This is a genomic window from Luteibacter jiangsuensis (genome assembly GCF_011742555.1).
Lineage (GTDB): Bacteria > Pseudomonadota > Gammaproteobacteria > Xanthomonadales > Rhodanobacteraceae > Luteibacter > Luteibacter jiangsuensis.
In genome coordinates this window covers 71,371-87,596 of sequence record NZ_JAAQQR010000003.1, presented here as the reverse complement: position 1 = coordinate 87,596, position 16,226 = coordinate 71,371, and the positions used below count along the sequence as shown (strand labels likewise).

At 64.2% G+C, this 16,226-nt stretch carries 12 protein-coding genes; 4 read left to right on the top strand and 8 right to left on the bottom strand.

Going from position 1 to position 16,226, the window contains the following annotated elements:
- Window positions 1–8 precede the first annotated feature (8 nt).
- On the bottom strand, window positions 9–1,478 hold the full coding sequence (locus HBF26_RS07215) for a bZIP transcription factor (RefSeq protein WP_167124564.1): 1,470 nt from the start codon (window positions 1,476–1,478) through the stop codon (window positions 9–11).
- A 158-nt stretch (window positions 1,479–1,636) separates the two neighbouring features.
- Here HBF26_RS07215 and acs point away from each other — a divergent pair, with 158 nt between their 5' ends.
- Window positions 1,637–3,577, top strand: coding sequence for an acetate--CoA ligase (gene acs / locus HBF26_RS07210; RefSeq protein WP_167124562.1), 1,941 nt, complete (start codon window positions 1,637–1,639; stop codon window positions 3,575–3,577).
- A 16-nt stretch (window positions 3,578–3,593) separates the two neighbouring features.
- On the top strand, window positions 3,594–4,259 hold the full coding sequence (locus HBF26_RS07205) for a response regulator transcription factor (protein ID WP_167124560.1): 666 nt from the start codon (window positions 3,594–3,596) through the stop codon (window positions 4,257–4,259).
- A 3-nt stretch (window positions 4,260–4,262) separates the two neighbouring features.
- On the opposite strand, the gene HBF26_RS07200 is transcribed toward HBF26_RS07205, so the two are convergent.
- Window positions 4,263–7,745 (bottom strand): NahK/ErcS family hybrid sensor histidine kinase/response regulator, encoded by a 3,483-nt coding sequence (locus tag HBF26_RS07200; RefSeq protein ID WP_167124558.1) that lies wholly within the window; start codon window positions 7,743–7,745, stop codon window positions 4,263–4,265.
- A gap of 89 nt (window positions 7,746–7,834) precedes the next feature.
- Between HBF26_RS07200 and HBF26_RS07195 the strand changes: the two genes are divergently transcribed.
- Window positions 7,835–8,464 carry a 4'-phosphopantetheinyl transferase family protein gene (locus HBF26_RS07195; RefSeq protein ID WP_167124556.1) on the top strand — a complete coding sequence of 210 codons (630 nt, stop codon included), beginning with the start codon at window positions 7,835–7,837 and terminating at the stop codon, window positions 8,462–8,464.
- 142 nt (window positions 8,465–8,606) lie between these two features.
- Window positions 8,607–9,350 (top strand): pyridoxine 5'-phosphate synthase, encoded by a 744-nt coding sequence (locus tag HBF26_RS07190; RefSeq protein WP_167124553.1) that lies wholly within the window; start codon window positions 8,607–8,609, stop codon window positions 9,348–9,350.
- A gap of 168 nt (window positions 9,351–9,518) precedes the next feature.
- On the opposite strand, the gene HBF26_RS07185 is transcribed toward HBF26_RS07190, so the two are convergent.
- From HBF26_RS07185 to gyrB, 6 genes are all read right to left on the bottom strand, one after another.
- Window positions 9,519–9,926: an ExbD/TolR family protein gene (locus HBF26_RS07185; RefSeq protein ID WP_072323403.1), complete on the bottom strand. Its 408-nt coding sequence runs from the start codon at window positions 9,924–9,926 to the stop codon at window positions 9,519–9,521.
- 5 nt (window positions 9,927–9,931) lie between these two features.
- The gene (locus HBF26_RS07180; RefSeq protein ID WP_167029499.1) at window positions 9,932–10,351 is read right to left on the bottom strand and encodes an ExbD/TolR family protein; all 420 of its coding nucleotides are present in this window, start codon (window positions 10,349–10,351) and stop codon (window positions 9,932–9,934) included.
- A 13-nt stretch (window positions 10,352–10,364) separates the two neighbouring features.
- The gene (locus tag HBF26_RS07175; protein ID WP_167029502.1) at window positions 10,365–11,135 is read right to left on the bottom strand and encodes a MotA/TolQ/ExbB proton channel family protein; all 771 of its coding nucleotides are present in this window, start codon (window positions 11,133–11,135) and stop codon (window positions 10,365–10,367) included.
- Between the two features lie 59 nt (window positions 11,136–11,194).
- Complete coding sequence (locus tag HBF26_RS07170) at window positions 11,195–11,857, bottom strand: energy transducer TonB (protein ID WP_166700194.1); 663 nt, start codon at window positions 11,855–11,857, stop codon at window positions 11,195–11,197.
- A 197-nt stretch (window positions 11,858–12,054) separates the two neighbouring features.
- Window positions 12,055–13,356, bottom strand: coding sequence for a tetratricopeptide repeat protein (locus tag HBF26_RS07165; RefSeq protein ID WP_167124551.1), 1,302 nt, complete (start codon window positions 13,354–13,356; stop codon window positions 12,055–12,057).
- A 285-nt stretch (window positions 13,357–13,641) separates the two neighbouring features.
- A complete protein-coding gene (gene gyrB / locus HBF26_RS07160) occupies window positions 13,642–16,086 on the bottom strand; it encodes a DNA topoisomerase (ATP-hydrolyzing) subunit B (RefSeq protein WP_167124549.1) in 2,445 nt (814 codons plus the stop codon).
- Window positions 16,087–16,226 lie beyond the last annotated feature (140 nt).

The following is a 16,226-nucleotide window of genomic DNA, read 5'->3' as shown; positions in this document are numbered from 1 at the left end:
ATCTCCGATCAGAACCGGTAATTGCCGTTGAGGGTGACTTCGTTGGCCGACGTCTTCTGCCGGCCGAGGCCATTGGCCGTCGTCGAGTTGAGGTTGGAGTGCAGCCACTCGACGCTGAAGTCGTAAGCGCCTGCCGTGTACTGCAGGCTGAGGGCCTGCTGGCGGTTCTTCAGCAGGCCGGGAGCATTCGCGGCGCGCCAGCGCAGCACGTCGTTCTCGTTCGGCTTGCTGGCGGCCAGCGTGCCGTAGAGGCTCCAGTTCGGGGTGAACTTGTAACCCACCTGGAGGAAGCCGCCCTTGTCCTTGATGTCGCCGAACTGGGAAAGGTCGCCGAAAATCTGCGCAATGGCGGTGCCGGTATAGACGGCGCCCTTCACGATGAAGTTGCCGGGCATCCACATGCCGCCCACTTCATACGCCGTGCTCTTGATGTTGCTCTTGATCGGCGTGACGGTCTGGCCGTCCACGCCGTGGAGGTCCAGCTTGCTGTAGTGCGTGGAACCGAATACCTGCCAATTGCTGCCCTTGGCGGTGATGCGTGCCTCCACCTGGGGCTTGAAGCCCGCATTGCCCGCGGTGAGGTAGTTGGTCGTGAGGCCCGGGCCGTTCCAGCTGCCCTCGAACACGCCCAGGTCGAAGCGCCACTTCACGCCTTCCGACCCGTGGTTGAGTTCCTGCATCACCATGATGCCGGGATAGCGCCAGCCGATCATGCCGGTGCCATAGCCCAGCGGGAAGGCGATGTGCGACAGGGACTGCGGCACATATTCGAGCGGGAACATGAGATCCCACATCTGGCCGATGCGGAACGTGGTGCCCGTTGATGCGTTGGCGAGGTCCATGTACGCCTGGCGCAGTCGCGGCGTGGGTTGCTGCTGGCTATACGGGCCGGTGCCGTTGAAACCGCCGAAGAAGTCCATCTCGATGCGGCCGCTGCCGGCCCAGTTCTCATTGAACTTGGCCCCGGTGAAGTCGAGCCAGAAGCGGGTGTTTCGTATGTCCACACCGCTCAGCGAATCGTTCACGCGTCCGCCCTGCCCCGGAATCGGATATTCCGCGTTGGCGCCGTTGCCGTAGGTAAAGGCCTTGCTCTGACTGAACGCGTTGGCGTTGATGAAGCCGTGCAGTGCGACGGAGACACCGGGCGCCGAGGTGAAGGTGGGTTTCGCCGGAACGGCCGCCACGGTCTTCTCGACCTTGGCCACCTTTTCGTCGGTCTGCTGTGCCTGGCTCTGCGCCGCCTGGGCGGTTGCGGTGGCCTGGCTCGTGGCCGTCTTCTGCTCCTGGATCATTGCCTTCAGCTCGGCCAGTTGCTGCTCGAGCTGGCTCACACGGGACTCGAGCTGCGCTTCGCGCGTTGTTTTTTTCGCCCTCGACTGGGCATGGGCCTGGTCCGGCATGGCCGCCATGGGCAGCATCAGGGCACAGGCGACGCTGAGGGCGATGGCCTTCCGGCCACCGGAGCGAGTGGTTTTCATCATGGTCTCCCCAACCATTGGCAGGCCGAGCATGTGACACACCCGTTGGCCCTGCCATTCGCCAAAGGTCGAACCTCGACCAAAGTCGTAGCGGCTCCGCACCTTAATGCTGCGCCGCGACGCTAAACTTCATGCCATAGCACAGCCCTGGAGCCAGCATGTCCGATTTTCACCCGGTCGATCCCGCCTTCGCCGCCACTGCGCGCATACGCAAGGACGACTACGAACGCATGTACGCCCGGTCCGTCCAGGATCCCGAGGGTTTCTGGAAGGACATGAGCGCGCGCCTGGACTGGATCGTGCCGCCCACGAAGATCAAGAACGTCTCGTTCGACCCGGCCGACCTGTACATCCGCTGGTTCGAGGACGGCCAGCTCAATGTGTCGGCGAATTGCCTCGACCGCCACCTGGCAAAGCGCGGCGACAAGACGGCCATCATTTTCGAAGGCGACGACCCCGGCGAGACGCGCAGCCTCACCTATCGCGAGCTGCATGCCGAGGTGTGCAAGTTTGCGAACACGCTGAAGAACCTTGGCATCGCCAAGGGCGATCGCGTGGTGATCTACCTGCCGATGATTCCCGAAGCGGCCGTGGCCATGCTCGCCTGCGCGCGCATTGGCGCGGTGCACTCCGTGGTGTTCGGCGGTTTCTCGCCGGATTCCCTCGCCAGCCGCATCGCGGATTCCGGCGCCAAGCTCATCGTCACCGCCGACGAAGGTTGCCGCGGCGGCAAGAAGATTCCGCTGAAGGCGAACGTGGATGAATCCCTGACCCGCCCGCGCACGAACAGCGTGGAAACGGTGGTAGTGGTGCGGCGTACCGGCGGGGCCGTGCAGTTCCAGTCGCCGCGCGATCGCTGGTACCACACGCTGATGGAAGGCCAGTCCGCGGTGTGCGAACCGGAGGCGATGAACGCGGAAGATCCGCTGTTCACTCTGTACACCTCCGGCTCCACCGGCCAGCCCAAGGGTGTGCTGCACACCAGCGGCGGTTACCTCGTTTATACCAGCCTCACCCATGAACTGGCCTTCGACCTGCGCGAAGACGACATCTACTGGTGCACGGCGGATGTCGGCTGGGTCACCGGCCACAGCTACGTGGTCTACGGCCCGCTGGCGAACGGTTCCACGGTGGTGATGTTCGACGGCGTGCCCAACTATCCCGACTACAGCCGCTTCTGGCAGGTGGTGGACAAGCACAAGGTCACGCTTTTCTATACGGCACCGACTGCCATCCGCGCACTGATGCGCGAGGGCGAGGAACCGGTAAGGAAAACCTCGCGCAAGACCCTGCGCGTGCTGGGCACGGTGGGCGAGCCGATCAATCCGGAAGCCTGGAACTGGTACTACCGTGTGGTGGGCGACGAGCGCTGCCCTGTGGTGGACACCTGGTGGCAGACCGAAACCGGCGGCTTCATGATCACGCCGTTGCCCGGTGCCATTGGTCTCAAACCCGGCTCCGCCACCTTCCCGTTCTTCGGCGTGAAGCCCGCCATCGTGGATACCGACGGCAAGCCGCAGGAAGGCGAATGCAGCGGCAACCTCGTCATCACCGATTCCTGGCCCGGCCAGATGCGCACGGTGTACGGAGACCACCAGCGCTTCGTCGATACCTACTTCAAGACCTATCCCGGCAACTACTTCACCGGCGACGGCGCGCGCCGCGATGCGGATGGCTATTACTGGATCACGGGACGCGTCGACGACGTGATCAACGTGTCCGGCCATCGCATCGGCACGGCGGAAGTGGAGAGCGCGCTGGTGGCGCATCCCAAGGTGGCGGAAGCGGCCGTGGTCGGCTGCCCGCACGATATCAAGGGACAGGGCATCTACGCCTTCGTGACCCTGGTGGCCGGCGAAACCGGCAGCGAAGCGCTGTCGAAGGAACTGATCGCCGGTGTGCGAAAGGAGATCGGCCCCATCGCGGCGCCGGATTACCTGCAATGGGCGCCGAGCCTTCCCAAGACACGTTCGGGCAAGATCATGCGCCGCATCCTGCGCAAGATCGCGGAGAACCAGCCCGACCAGCTCGGCGACGTCTCCACGCTGGCCGATCCCGGTGTGGTGAAGAACCTCGTGGAAGAGCGGTTGATTAAGTAGGAAGCGGGTCTACTCCATGCACGTTTTGATTGCCGACGACCATCCCCTGTTCCGCGATGCGCTCCAGCGCGCGGTGCTGGCGGCGGTGCCGGGCGCCACGGTGCACACGGCCGACAACGTGCCTGCGTTGTTCGCGCTGATCGAGTCGTTGCCGGATGCGGATCTGCTCTTGATGGATCTCCATATGCCGGGAGCGCGGGGTTATTCCGCGCTCGCACATATCCGCGGGCAGTTTCCGGGGCTGCCGACGATCGTGGTGTCAGGACATGAGGAAGGGCAGATCGCGAGACGCGCGCTCGCACACGGTGCGTCGGCCTATATTCCGAAGTCGGCCGCGGTGGAACAGATCGTGGAAGCGGTGCGCGCAGTGCTCGACGGCGATGTGTGGCTGCCGCATCAGCTCGTTGGCGGCAGCGTGGAGCTGAAGGCCGACGAGGCCGATGTGGCCGCGCGCGTCGCCTCGCTCACGCCGCAGCAGTTCCGGGTCCTGAACATGATCGCCGAGGGCCTGCTCAACAAGCAGATCGCCTTCGACCTCGGTGTCTCGGAGGCCACGGTGAAGGCGCACATGACCGCGATCATGCGAAAGCTCGGCGTGTCCAACCGCACACAGGTCGCGCTGGCTGCCAGCCACCTGGATGTGGAGAAGGAAGCGTTCCCCGGGGTGTCGCAGGAAGGCTGAAGGTCAGGCCGCGTGCGTTCCCGTGCGCTTCACCAACGCCACCAGCAGGGCCCTCAGCGCCGCCGGGCGTATCGGCTTGTGTAGCAGGGGATAGCCGAGCGAGCGGGCACGCTGCTTCAGCTCGGTGCTACCGTCGGCCGTGACCATGGCCGCCGGCGGCACGCGTGCCAGTTTGCTGCCGATGAAATGCAGGGCCTCCAGGCCGTCCATGCCATCGCCGAGATGGTAGTCCGCCAGAATCAGGTCGACGTGCGTGGCCGTGAGGATCTCCAGCGCGGCATGGGCGTCCAGCGCAACGCGACAGTCCACGCCCCAGCGCCCCAGCAGCGCACACATGCCTTCGAGAATCGCCTCGTCGTTGTCCAGGCACAGCACGGTCAGCGGCAATTGCTCGCCACCCGGCCGGACGACGGCGGGAACGAGTTTGCGCGATACCGCTTCCGCCCGCGGCACGGTGATGCTGAAGCAGCTGCCCGCACCCACGCGGGAGCGCAGGCCCAGCGGATGGGCGAGGATGCCGGCAAGGCGATCGCAGATCGAGAGGCCAAGGCCCAGTCCCTTTTCCCCCCACGGTGACGGACGCTCCAGGCGCTGGAACTCGCCGAAGATTCTCGCCTGCTGTTCGTCGGCGATGCCGGGGCCACTGTCCCATACCTCGATGCGCACGTTGTTCCCGTTGCGCCGAACGCCAAGCAGCACACCACCGGAGCGCGTATAGCGCAGCGCGTTCGACAGGAAGTTGGCGACGATACGGCGCAGCAGCTGCGCGTCGGAGCGCACGGCGAGCGAGGTCGGGGCAACGCGCAGGGTGAGGCCACGCTGTTCGGCAACCACGGCGAACTGTTGCCGCAGCGAATCGAATAGGTCGGCCAGCGCGAAAGGCGCCACTTCGGGACGATAGCTTCCCGCGTCGAGACGCGACACGTCGAGCAGCGCATCGAGCAGGTCTTCCGCCGCGCGGAACGACGCATCGATGCGTTCCGCCAGCTGGGCTACTTCGCCATCGAGCCCCGGATGCTGACGCAAGGCCGAAGTGAAGAGACGGGCCGCGTTCAGTGGTTGCAGGAGGTCGTGACTCGCGGCCGCGAGAAAGCGTGTTTTCGATGCGTTGGCCGCCTCGGCCTCGCGCCGTGCGATGGCGGTGGCGTTGAGCGCTTCCGAAAGTTCCGCCGTGCGGTCTTCCACGCGTTGTTCCAGCGTCTCGTTCGCGTCGATGAGGGCCTGCTCCACGCTCTTGTACGCGGTGACGTCGGTGAACGTGGTGACGAAGCCGCCGCCTGGCAGTGCGCGACCGCGCATTTCGATCACGGTGCCGTCGGGGCGCACGCGCTGGAATACGTGTGGCGAGCCAGCGCGCATGTAGCGGATGCGCTTGGCCACGTGCTCGTCCACCTCACCGGGGCCGCATTCGCCATGCTCGGCATTCCAGCGAATGAGGTCGGCCACGGGAAGGCCCACGTAGACCATGCCGTCCGGATAACCGAAGAGTTCGAGGTAACGCCGGTTCCAGGCGACCAGGCGCATCTCGCCGTCCACCACGCTGATGCCTTGCGATACGTTTTCCAGCGTCGTGGAAAGCAGTTCGCGATTGAAGCGCAGTTCCTGCGATGCTTCGTCCATCAGCGCCATGGCTTCGGCGATGTCGAGGCCGGTGCCCGAGAGCGCGCCCATGAGGATGCGGCGCGCGCTCGCGGCACCGACGGCGCTCGCGAGAAGACGTTCGGTGAACTGGATGAGCGGGCGGTCGGCCGAATCGGTGGGGGAGAGCGTCACGCCGTGACGTTGCCCGTATTCGTTGAAGGCACGCATCGTCACCCGGTCGCCGACGATACGTCCCGCGATGGTGCCGAGGTCGCGCACCGTTACCCGGCCGCGCCAGTCGCCGGCGCCGGTAGCACTGCGAACGAAGGGGTCGACGAAGAGCGCGGCATGCAGTCGCTCCGCCACACTGGGGCGGAAACGCAGCGAAATGAACACGAGGAACGCCACGTTGAACAGCAACGACCAGAAGGTGCCGTGCGTGACGGACTCCCATCCTGTGAGGTGGAACAACTCGGTCGGCTTGAGCCAGCTCATGCCGAAGGGGCCTTCGTCCATCCACGCGGAATGCAGCCAGCCGGCACGCGTCATGGCGGGGAGAAGCAGTGTGTATGCCCAGACGGTGAAGCCAGCCAGCAAGCCAACGTAGACACCTACGCGGCTCGCACCGCGCCAGTACAAGGCCGACACGATGGCCGGTGCGAACTGTGCCACCGCCGCGAACGAGAGCAGGCCGGTTGCCGCGAGGTTTTCGGCATCGGCGATGATGCGGTAATAAACATACGCAAGCGCTGCCAGCACCACGATGGCCACGCGGCGTACCAGCAGCACGACATGGGACAGGTCGCCGCGACGCTCCAGGTCGAACCGCTTCACACGAAGCAGGGCCGGCATGACGAGGTCGTTGCTGATCATGGTGGCGAGTGCGACGGCCGCGACAATGACCATGCCGGTGGCGGCGGAGAATCCGCCCACGAACGCGAGCAAGGCCACGCCGCTGTCGCCGAGTGCGATCGGCAAGTTGAGCACCCATGCATCCACGTGACCCTGTGTCACCTGCGGAAGGCCCAATCCCGCGCTGACGATCGGCAGCACCGCCACCGAGATCAGGATCATGTAAATGGGAAAGAACCAGCGCGCCCGGTTCAGGTCGCGGGGGTCTTCGCATTCCACCACGCCGATCTGGAATTGCCGCGGCAGGCAGAACATCGCGCAGAACGCCAATAACGTCTGCGCAACGAATCCGGGCGGCATGTTGCCCTTGTCCAGCTGCAGCATGGGGGCACGCAGCGTTTCGACGAAGCCGGGCCCGTGCATGTACGCATAGACACCTATGGCGACGAAGGCCAGCAGCTTCACCAGAGACTCCGCGGCCACCGCCAGCATCATGCCGTGATGGTGTTCGGTGGCGTCGATGTTGCGCGTGCCGAACAGGATGGCGAACACGGCGAGCAGCGCCGCGCACCATAGCGCGGTGTCGCCGAACCACCAAGCAGAATTGCCGGCACCGAGCACGGTGAACGACATGGCCACTGCCTTGAACTGCAGGGCAATATAGGGAATGACCGCGACCACGGCGATGACGGCCACCAGGGCCGCCAATCCGTGCGACTTGCCGAAGCGTGCAGCGATGAAGTCGGCGATCGACGTGATGTTGCGTTCGCGCGCCACGAGCACCAGGCGTTCGAACAGGCCGAAGCCGAGCACGAACAGCAGCAGCGGGCCGAGATAGATCGGCAAATAGGAAAGGCCGGAGACGGCGGCGGTGCCCACCGCGCCGTAGAAGGTCCACGACGAGCAGTACACCGCAAGCGCAAGGCTGTAAACCAGGGGCCGGAGCTTCGGCTGGCGGGGATAGAGCGGCCGACGATCGCCCAGCCAGGCAATGCCGAACAGCAGGCCCACATAGAGCAGCGACACCAGCAGCAGTAGCCAGCCTGCGATCACGAATGGGCTCCCCCGGGCGATACGGCCCCATTGTAGGGAAGGGGCGGCGCAGGGGGTAGGAGCGCGCCGGGGGCGTTACGATTCACCCCATGAGCCATGACGAATTCGACCTGCCGCCGCTATCCCCCGACGAGATCCACATCTGGCGCTGCCGCTGGGCCGGCGGCGCCGGGGAACGCGCTTTCGCGGGTCTTCTGCGGCGCTACGCCGGCGACGAAGACGTCGCCATCGCGCGCGGCGAGCATGGGAAGCCGCTTTTCAGATCCCCGCACGACACGCTGGGCTTCAACTGGTCGCACAGCGGCGATGTCGCGTTGCTGGCCGTCGGCCGCGGTCCCGAGGGCTTCGAGGTCGGCGTGGATGTGGAAGCCGTGCGGCCGCGCGCGCGCGCGCTGGAACTGTCGCAACGGTTTTTCGCTCCCGAGGAGACGGCTTGCCTGCGCGCGCTCGGCGAAGGTGCACGGTTGCAAGGTTTCCTCACCTTGTGGACGGCGAAGGAGGCCGTGTTGAAGGCACACGGCGGCGGGCTGTCCTATGGCTTGCACCGCGTGTCGTTCACATTGGGGGACGAGGGGGCCGTGCCCGCAAGGTTCGACGGCGATGTTGGCCAGGCGGGGGAGTGGCAGGTGCATCGTCTCGCGCTGAACGAAGGACTGGTGTCTGCCGTCGCGTGGCGCGGTGAGAAACGCACACTCCGCGTCTTCACATTTCCGCTTTGAACCTTTTCCCGGCGAGCCGTGTCTCATTACCTGTGTGTGAGTGTGACCGTGGAGTGCGCCACAGGGACGTGGCGAGTTATGCTGGGATGACAGTCATTACGCACGCTGCGCTTGGCGGCGTGCGATTTTTTATGGACCGTCGATGACCCTCCTCAGCGTCAACCTCAACAAGATCGCCGTCCTGCGCAATTCCCGCGGTGGCGACGAACCGGATATCGCCACCGCCGCCAATTGCTGCATCGATGCCGGATGCGGCGGCCTCACGGTGCACCCCCGTCCCGACATGCGTCACGTCACGCCCGACGACGTGCGCACCCTGGCCGGCCTGCTGCGCGGGCGGGTGGAATACAACATCGAGGGCAATCCGTTCGCGGGGCCGCGTGGCGCCTATCCGGGCCTGCTCGAGCTCGCAAGGGAAGTGCGCCCCACGCAGGTCACGCTCGTGCCGGACAGCGACGCGCAGATCACCTCCGATCACGGCTTCGACCTCACCAGGGACATCGACACACTGAAGCCTGTGGTGGCGGCGTTTCGTGAACTGGGTTGTCGCGTCAGCGTGTTTGTCGACGCCGGGGGCAACGGATTCGAATCCGCGAAAGCCATTGGTATCCAGCGTATCGAGCTCTATACCGGCCCTTATGCGAAGGCTTTCCACGACGGCGACGCGCGCGCGGAGCTGGCTGCCTTCGCCGATACCGCGCGACGCGCGCAACAGGCAGGTCTTGCGGTGAACGCGGGTCACGACCTGAGCCAGGCGAACCTCGGTACGTTCAAGGCCGCCATTCCCGGTCTTGCCGAGGTGTCGATCGGGCATGCGCTGATTAGCGAGGCGCTGTATCAGGGGCTGGCAAACACGGTTCGTGCGTACCTCGACATTCTGAAGTAGGGCCCGAGAAGCACTCTGTGGGAGCCGCTTCAGCGGCGATCCCGCGGCAGCGGGCCATCTTGCCGCGAGCACCCATCGCCGCTGAAGCGGCTCCCACACAGATCACAAGAACACAAAAAAACCCCGCCGTGAGGCGGGGTTTCTCGTCTTACCGGACAAACCGATCGGTTATTGCGCGTTGACGAAACCGATCTTGGTCAGGCCCTGGCCCTTGGCGTCGGAAAGCACGCGTGCCACGACCTCGTACTGAACCGCGTCATCCGCGTCGATCTGCAGTTCCGGCTGGTTCGACTGCTGGGCGATCACCGCGATCTGGGCGCGCAGGCCCAGTTCGTCCACCGGTGTGTCGTTCCAATACAGCGAGCCATCCTGGCGGATCTGCAGCCGGACGGGATCCGGCGGATTCTCTGGGTTTACGATGTTCGGGTTCGGCTGCGGAAGATCGATCTTGATCTTATGCGACAGCATCGGAGCCGTGATCATGAAGATGATCAGGAGCACCAGCATCACGTCGACGAGCGGCGTGACGTTGATGTCCGACATCGGGCCACCGGAGTTGCCTGAGCTGAATGCCATGTTCGTTACTCCCCCGCCTTGCCAGTCGACATGAAGCCGACGTGGACCATACCGGCTTCCTTGGCATCGCCAAGGATCTTCTTCACCACGCGATATTCGGTGGTGCGGTCGGCACGGATCTGGAGTTCCGGCTGCGGCGACTTCGCCGCCGCAACCGCGAACTGGGCCTTCAGTTCAGCCTCAGTGACTTCGCCGTCATTGAGGAAGTACGTACCGTCCGGCTTGACCGCGAGATCCATCGGTTCGACCGGGGTGTCATCCTTAACGTTCGGATTAGCCTTCGGCAGATCGATCTGGACCTTGTGGGACATCAGCGGCGCCGTGATCATGAAGATGATCAGCAGAACCAGCATCACGTCGACCAGCGGCGTGACGTTGATTTCCGACATCGGACCACCGGAGTTGCCCCCGCTGCTCATAGCCATGGGTCAGTTCCTCTTACTTCTTGACGACGGCAGCCGGAGCGGTGCCTTCGACGCGGGCGCCCGTGGCGAAGAAGTCGTGCAGGTCGTGCGCGAATTCGTCGAACTGGGCGTAGGTGAGGCGGTTCGAGCGCATGAAGAAGTTGTACGCAAGCACGGCCGGGATAGCGGTGAACAGACCGAACGCGGTCATGATCAGCGCCTCACCGACGGGGCCGGCCACCTTGTCCATCGACGCGGAACCCGAAGCGGCGATACCGATCAGCGCGTGGTAGATACCCCACACCGTACCGAGAAGACCGATGAACGGGGCCGACGAACCGACCGTGGCGAGCAGGGTCAGGCCGCCTTCCAGACGCAGGCTCTCGCGAGCGACGGCCTGGCGCAGGGCGCGGTCGATGAATTCCGAACGCGACAGCGTCTCGGCGAGACGACCGCCAGCAGCCTGCTGGTGGTGAGCCACGGCCGAAGCGGCATCGAGAGCGATCTTCGAGAACGGTTCGCCCTTCGGCTGCTCTTCGAGCATACGAATGGCTTCCTGCGTCGACGAGGTGTTCCAGAAGCCCTGGATGACCTTGTCGGCGCGAGCACGCACCATGCTGTTACGGATGAAGTTGGCGACGATGAAGTACCACGAGAGCACGGACATCGCGACCAGCACCACGAACACAATCCAACCGAGGAAGTCGAAGTTGTGGATCAGGTGGTCGAAGCCCATCTGCTTGAGGGCGTCGGCATTGGAGTTTTGACCTGGATTAGCAGGCTGAGCGGAGGTGTCTTGCAACATAACGCTACCCTTGGGAAGTCAAGCGTGAACTAAAGATGTAAGTAAGTGTGAGGACTAACTTACAGCTGGTTTAGGTTGAACGTAACGGGGACACGTGCATAGCCTTCGACGGCCTGACCGCCTCGCTTGCCCGGGTTGAATCGCCAGTTCCTTGCCGCATCCTGCGCTGCCTTGTCCAGTTCGCGGAAACCGCTCGACTGGTCGACCTTGATGTCCTTCGGCGAACCGTCGACACCCACGAGGACCAGAAGTACCACCGTACCTTCATGCCGCTGACGGATCGCCTGCGGCGGATACCTTGGCGGGTTGCGCTGACGGTACGACAGATTCTCGCTCGGCGCGATGTCGGCCGGCGGTGCAGGCGGCGCGGGAGGCGCCGGCGGCGGAGCCGGAACGGCATTCGTGCTCGCCTCTTCGACGGCCGGCGGCGGCGGAGCCGGCGGCGGCGGTGTCGGCGGCGGCTTCACCTGCTGAATGATTTTCGGCGGCGGCTGCTTCGGGGGTTCCGGCGGCGGCGGCGGGGGAGGCGGGGGAGGCGGCGGCGGTTCGATGAAGTCGACCTGCACGACCTTCTCTTTCTGCTTTTCCTGCGTCTTGGGCGGCGCCATGGGCGCGACCAGCAGCAGGAAGGCGAACGAGTGCAGCGCGATGGCTACTGCCAACGCACTTGTGCGCCCCCAACTGAACGGCGCTTGGCCGGTTGATTCGTTACTTGAGGCCATCAGTCACTATCAAGAGCTAATCAAGCGGAAGTGAGCCCGCACTGCTCGTCCGGCGTCGACGGCTTGACAATGCCGAAAACGCAGGTTTCTGCAAGCGGAAAGATATGCAAGTTACACCAGCATATGGCGTTTGTATAGCACCTGAAGGGAGGATTTATATCGATTCATACCCCCCCCTTCCGGGTCTTTACAAGCGCTTACTTGCCGGTACCTGCGGTTTTCAACCAGGCGTTGGCCTTGGCAGACGTTTCAGGGTCCTGGGCCGCGAGCTTCATGTCCGCGATGGCACCCTGCTTGTTCTTCTGACCACGCTTGGCTTCCGCACGCAGCATGTAGGCCTGGCCCTTATGCTGCACACCCTTGCTGATGGCATCCGTCACCGACTTTTCAGCGGCGGCGTACTGGTTTTCCTGGAGCTGCACCCGTGCGACCTTCAGGGCCGGCTCGCCGTTCGTGGCGACCTTCGCGGCTTCCTGGTAGGCGGCAAGCGCGTTCTTCATGTCGTCGCCCGTGACGTACGAGTCGCCGAGCAGGTTGTAGTTCTCGCCCGTCTTCTGCACCACGCCCTTGTCGAAGCCTTCCTTCAGCACCGCGGCGGCCTTGCCGGCATTCGCCACCTGGCGCTCGGAGTGATCCTGGCCGTCGATGAGGTACACCTTCGCGAGGTTCACGTACTGCTTCTCGTCCTTGAAGGCGCCGGCGCTGCGGGCCTTTTCGAGGAGCTGGATGGCTTCCGGATACTTCTGCGCCTGGATGAGCGACGAGGCGGCATTGTTGAGAGCCGTGGCGTCGTTCGGGTTCTTCTGCAGCGCTTCGGTCGCGAGCTCGGCAGCCTTGTCGCCCTGGCCGGTCTCGGCATAGCTGGCGGCGAGGATCTGGTCCCACGAACCCTGCGGCTTCGCGTCCGGCATGGACTTGGCCTTGGTGATCGCGGCGATCGCTTCCGGATACTTCTCGAGGCGATAGTCGATGTTGCCTTCGAGGCCGTAGGAGTCGGCGGTTTCCTTCTTGCCTTCGTTGCGCCATTCCTGCAGGGACTGCAGCGCGGCGGCGTACTGTTCGTCGGCGACGAGGAACTGCGTGTACATGTACTTCAGCTGGAAGTAGGTGTCGTTCGGCATCACGCCGATGTCGAGGGCCTGCTTCAGCGTGGCGATGGCGCCCTTAACGTCGCCGTCGTTGTACTTCATGTTGGCGATGCCCTGGAGGGCCAGCGCCTGGGCGTACTTGCTGCTGGTGCCCGAACCGTCGGCCAGCGGCTGAAGGAGCTGCAGGGCCTTGTCCTTCTCGCCGTTGTTGGCGGCGTCGAGACCTTCGTTCAGGGCCTTCTGGTCTTTCTCGCTCTTGAGGTCGAGCTTGGGTTCCGTACGGGTTGCGTTCGGATACAGCGCTTCTTTCTTGTCCTGGGACTTGGTGTCGCGAGCGACAGCCGCGCCGCTGACGAGGGAAAGTGCGATGGCCGTGGCGAGCGCGAACTTGCTGAGGGAACCCTGTTTCATTGAATGACCTCGGTTGTAGGAGTCACCGCACAAGGCAGCTCTCCGGGGGACTACAGAGGTTAACCCGATTCGATTCCTAAGAACAAGTCGCAGCGCAAGAAAAAAGAAGAGTCAAAACAATGACTTGTTAGGAGAATGTTGGCGCTTACCGATTTGTAGGTAAAAGGTTGCCTTGAAAACGCCATTTTTATCCACCCGGCGAGGAACTGTGACGGAGCGCATAAAAAACGCCCGGTCGTCGTTCGACCGGGCGTTTGGGATGTCACACACTCGTTTAAGGACGAATCAGATGTCCAGATTGGCGACCTTCAGCGCGTTCGATTCAATGAAGTCGCGGCGCGGCTCCACGGCCTCGCCCATCAGCATCGAGAACATCTGATCGGCGGCCACGGCGTCTTCGATGCCCACCTGCAACATGCGCCGGGTTTCCGGATTCACCGTGGTTTCCCACAGCTGCTCCGGATTCATTTCGCCCAAGCCCTTGAAGCGCTGGATGGTGCGGCCCTTCTTGGCTTCGTCGAGCAGCCAGTTGCGCACGTCGGCGAACGAGAGCACGCCGCGCGAGGCATTGCCGCGGCGAACCACGGCACCCGGCTGCAGGCCCAGCTGCGACAGTTGCTGGGCGATCGCCTGGATCGCGCGGAACTCGGTACCGGCGAAGAACGCCTGCGGCATGATCCAGGTGTGGCTCAGGCCGTGCTGCATGCGCTCCACTTCGATAGCGGCGCCCTGCTCGTTCAGTGCCGGACGGAAACGCAGCGCGTACGTGGGCTTGCCAAGACCGCTGGCACTGAGGCGCGTGGCAATACCTTCGAGCCAGGCCTGCATGCGGGCCGCGTCCGCCCAGTGTCCGTCTTCCAGCGGTGCGTGCTCGATCATGGCGGTGAGCGCCGCCACGTCGAATCGATGGCTGAGCCGCTGGATCTGGTCGAGCGCCGCCTGGTAATCGCGGAGCAGCTTCTCGAGCGCCACGCCGTCGATGGCGGGTGCACCCTCTTCCGGCGTCAGCGAGGCGTTGTCCACCGCGCTGGCGATAAGGTACTCGTTCAGGACGCTGTCGTCCTTGATGTACATCTCTTGCTTGCCCTGCTTCACCTTGTACAGGGGCGGCAGGCCGATGTAGACATGGCCGCGCTCGATGAGCTCCGGCATCTGGCGGTAGAAGAAAGTGAGCAGCAGCGTGCGGATGTGCGAGCCGTCTACGTCCGCGTCGGTCATGATGATGATGCGGTGGTAGCGCAGCTTGTCCGGGTTGTACTCCTCCTTGCCGATGCCCGTGCCCAGCGCGGTGATCAGCGTGCCGACCTCGGCGGAGGAAATCATCTTGTCGAAGCGGGCCTTTTCCACGTTGAGGATTTTGCCCTTCAACGGCAGCACGGCTTGCGTGCGGCGGTTGCGGCCCTGCTTCGCGGAACCGCCTGCGGAGTCACCCTCCACCAGGAACAGTTCGGAAAGCGCCGGATCCTTTTCCTGGCAGTCGGCGAGCTTGCCCGGCAGGCCGGCGATGTCCAGCGCGCCCTTGCGGCGGGTCATCTCGCGCGCCTTGCGGGCCGCCTCGCGCGCGCGGGCGGCGTCCACCGCCTTGGAGGCGATGGCCTTGCTCTCGGCCGGGTGCTCGAGCAGGAACTCGGCGAGCTTGTCGTTGACGACCTGCTCGACCGCGGTCTTCACCTCGCTGGAAACCAGCTTGTCCTTGGTCTGCGAGGAGAACTTCGGGTCAGGCACCTTCACCGAGAGGACGGCGATCAGGCCTTCGCGCATGTCGTCGCCGGAGAGGCCGACCTTGGCGTTCTTGGCCAGGCCTTCCTTCTCGATGTAGCTCTGCAGCGTGCGCGTAAGCGCCGCGCGGAAGCCCGTGAGGTGGGTACCGCCGTCGCGCTGCGGGATGTTGTTGGTGAAGCAGAACATCGTTTCCTGGTACGCGTCCGTCCACTGCATCGCTACTTCGACGGTGATGCCTTCGGAGAACGAGCTGAAGCTGATCACGTTGGGATGCAGCGCGGTCTTCAGCTGGGCCAGGTGCTGCACGAACGACTTGATGCCGCCTTCGTAGGCGAAGACGTCCTTACGGTCGTTCCGCTCGTCCACCAGTTCGATGGTGACGCCCGAGTTCAGGAACGCCAGCTCGCGCAGGCGCTTCGCCAGAATGTCGTAGTGGAACTCGATGTTGTTGGTGAAGGTAGCCGGGCTGGGCAGGAAGCGCACGAGGGTGCCGCGGCGATTGGCGTCTGCCACGGCCTCGATGGGAGCCAGCGGCTCGCCGTGGGAGTACTCCTGCCGGTATTCCTTGCCGTCACGCCAGATCGTGAGCCACAGCTTCTCGCTGAGCGCGTTCACGACCGAGACGCCCACGCCGTGCAGGCCGCCGGACACCTTGTAGGAATTCGCGTCGAACTTGCCGCCGGCGTGGAGCACGGTCATCACCACCTCGGCGGTGGACTTGCCCTCTTCCGGGTGGATGTCCACCGGAATGCCTCGGCCGTTGTCGTCGACGCCGACCGAACCGTCCTGGTGAATGGTGACCTTGACGTAGTCGCAGTAGCCGGCCAGGGCTTCGTCGATGGCGTTGTCCACCACCTCGAACACCATGTGGTGGAGGCCGGTGCCGTCGTCGGTATCGCCGATGTACATGCCGGGGCGCTTACGGACGGCATCGAGCCCTTTCAGGACCTTGATGCTGCCAGAGTCGTAGGCGGTCGAATTCGTCGTCGGATCGAGAGGTTCGTTCATGCGATACCCAGTGATGGGGCCCCAGCGCAGCGCAGATGGGCGACGGGGCAATCGGGAAATTATAGCAAATTTGGGGGGGGGGCTCTCTGGCACGGCCGGTAAGGGGCCCGGGAGCCGGATTGCTCTCGGAGGGGCCGGGG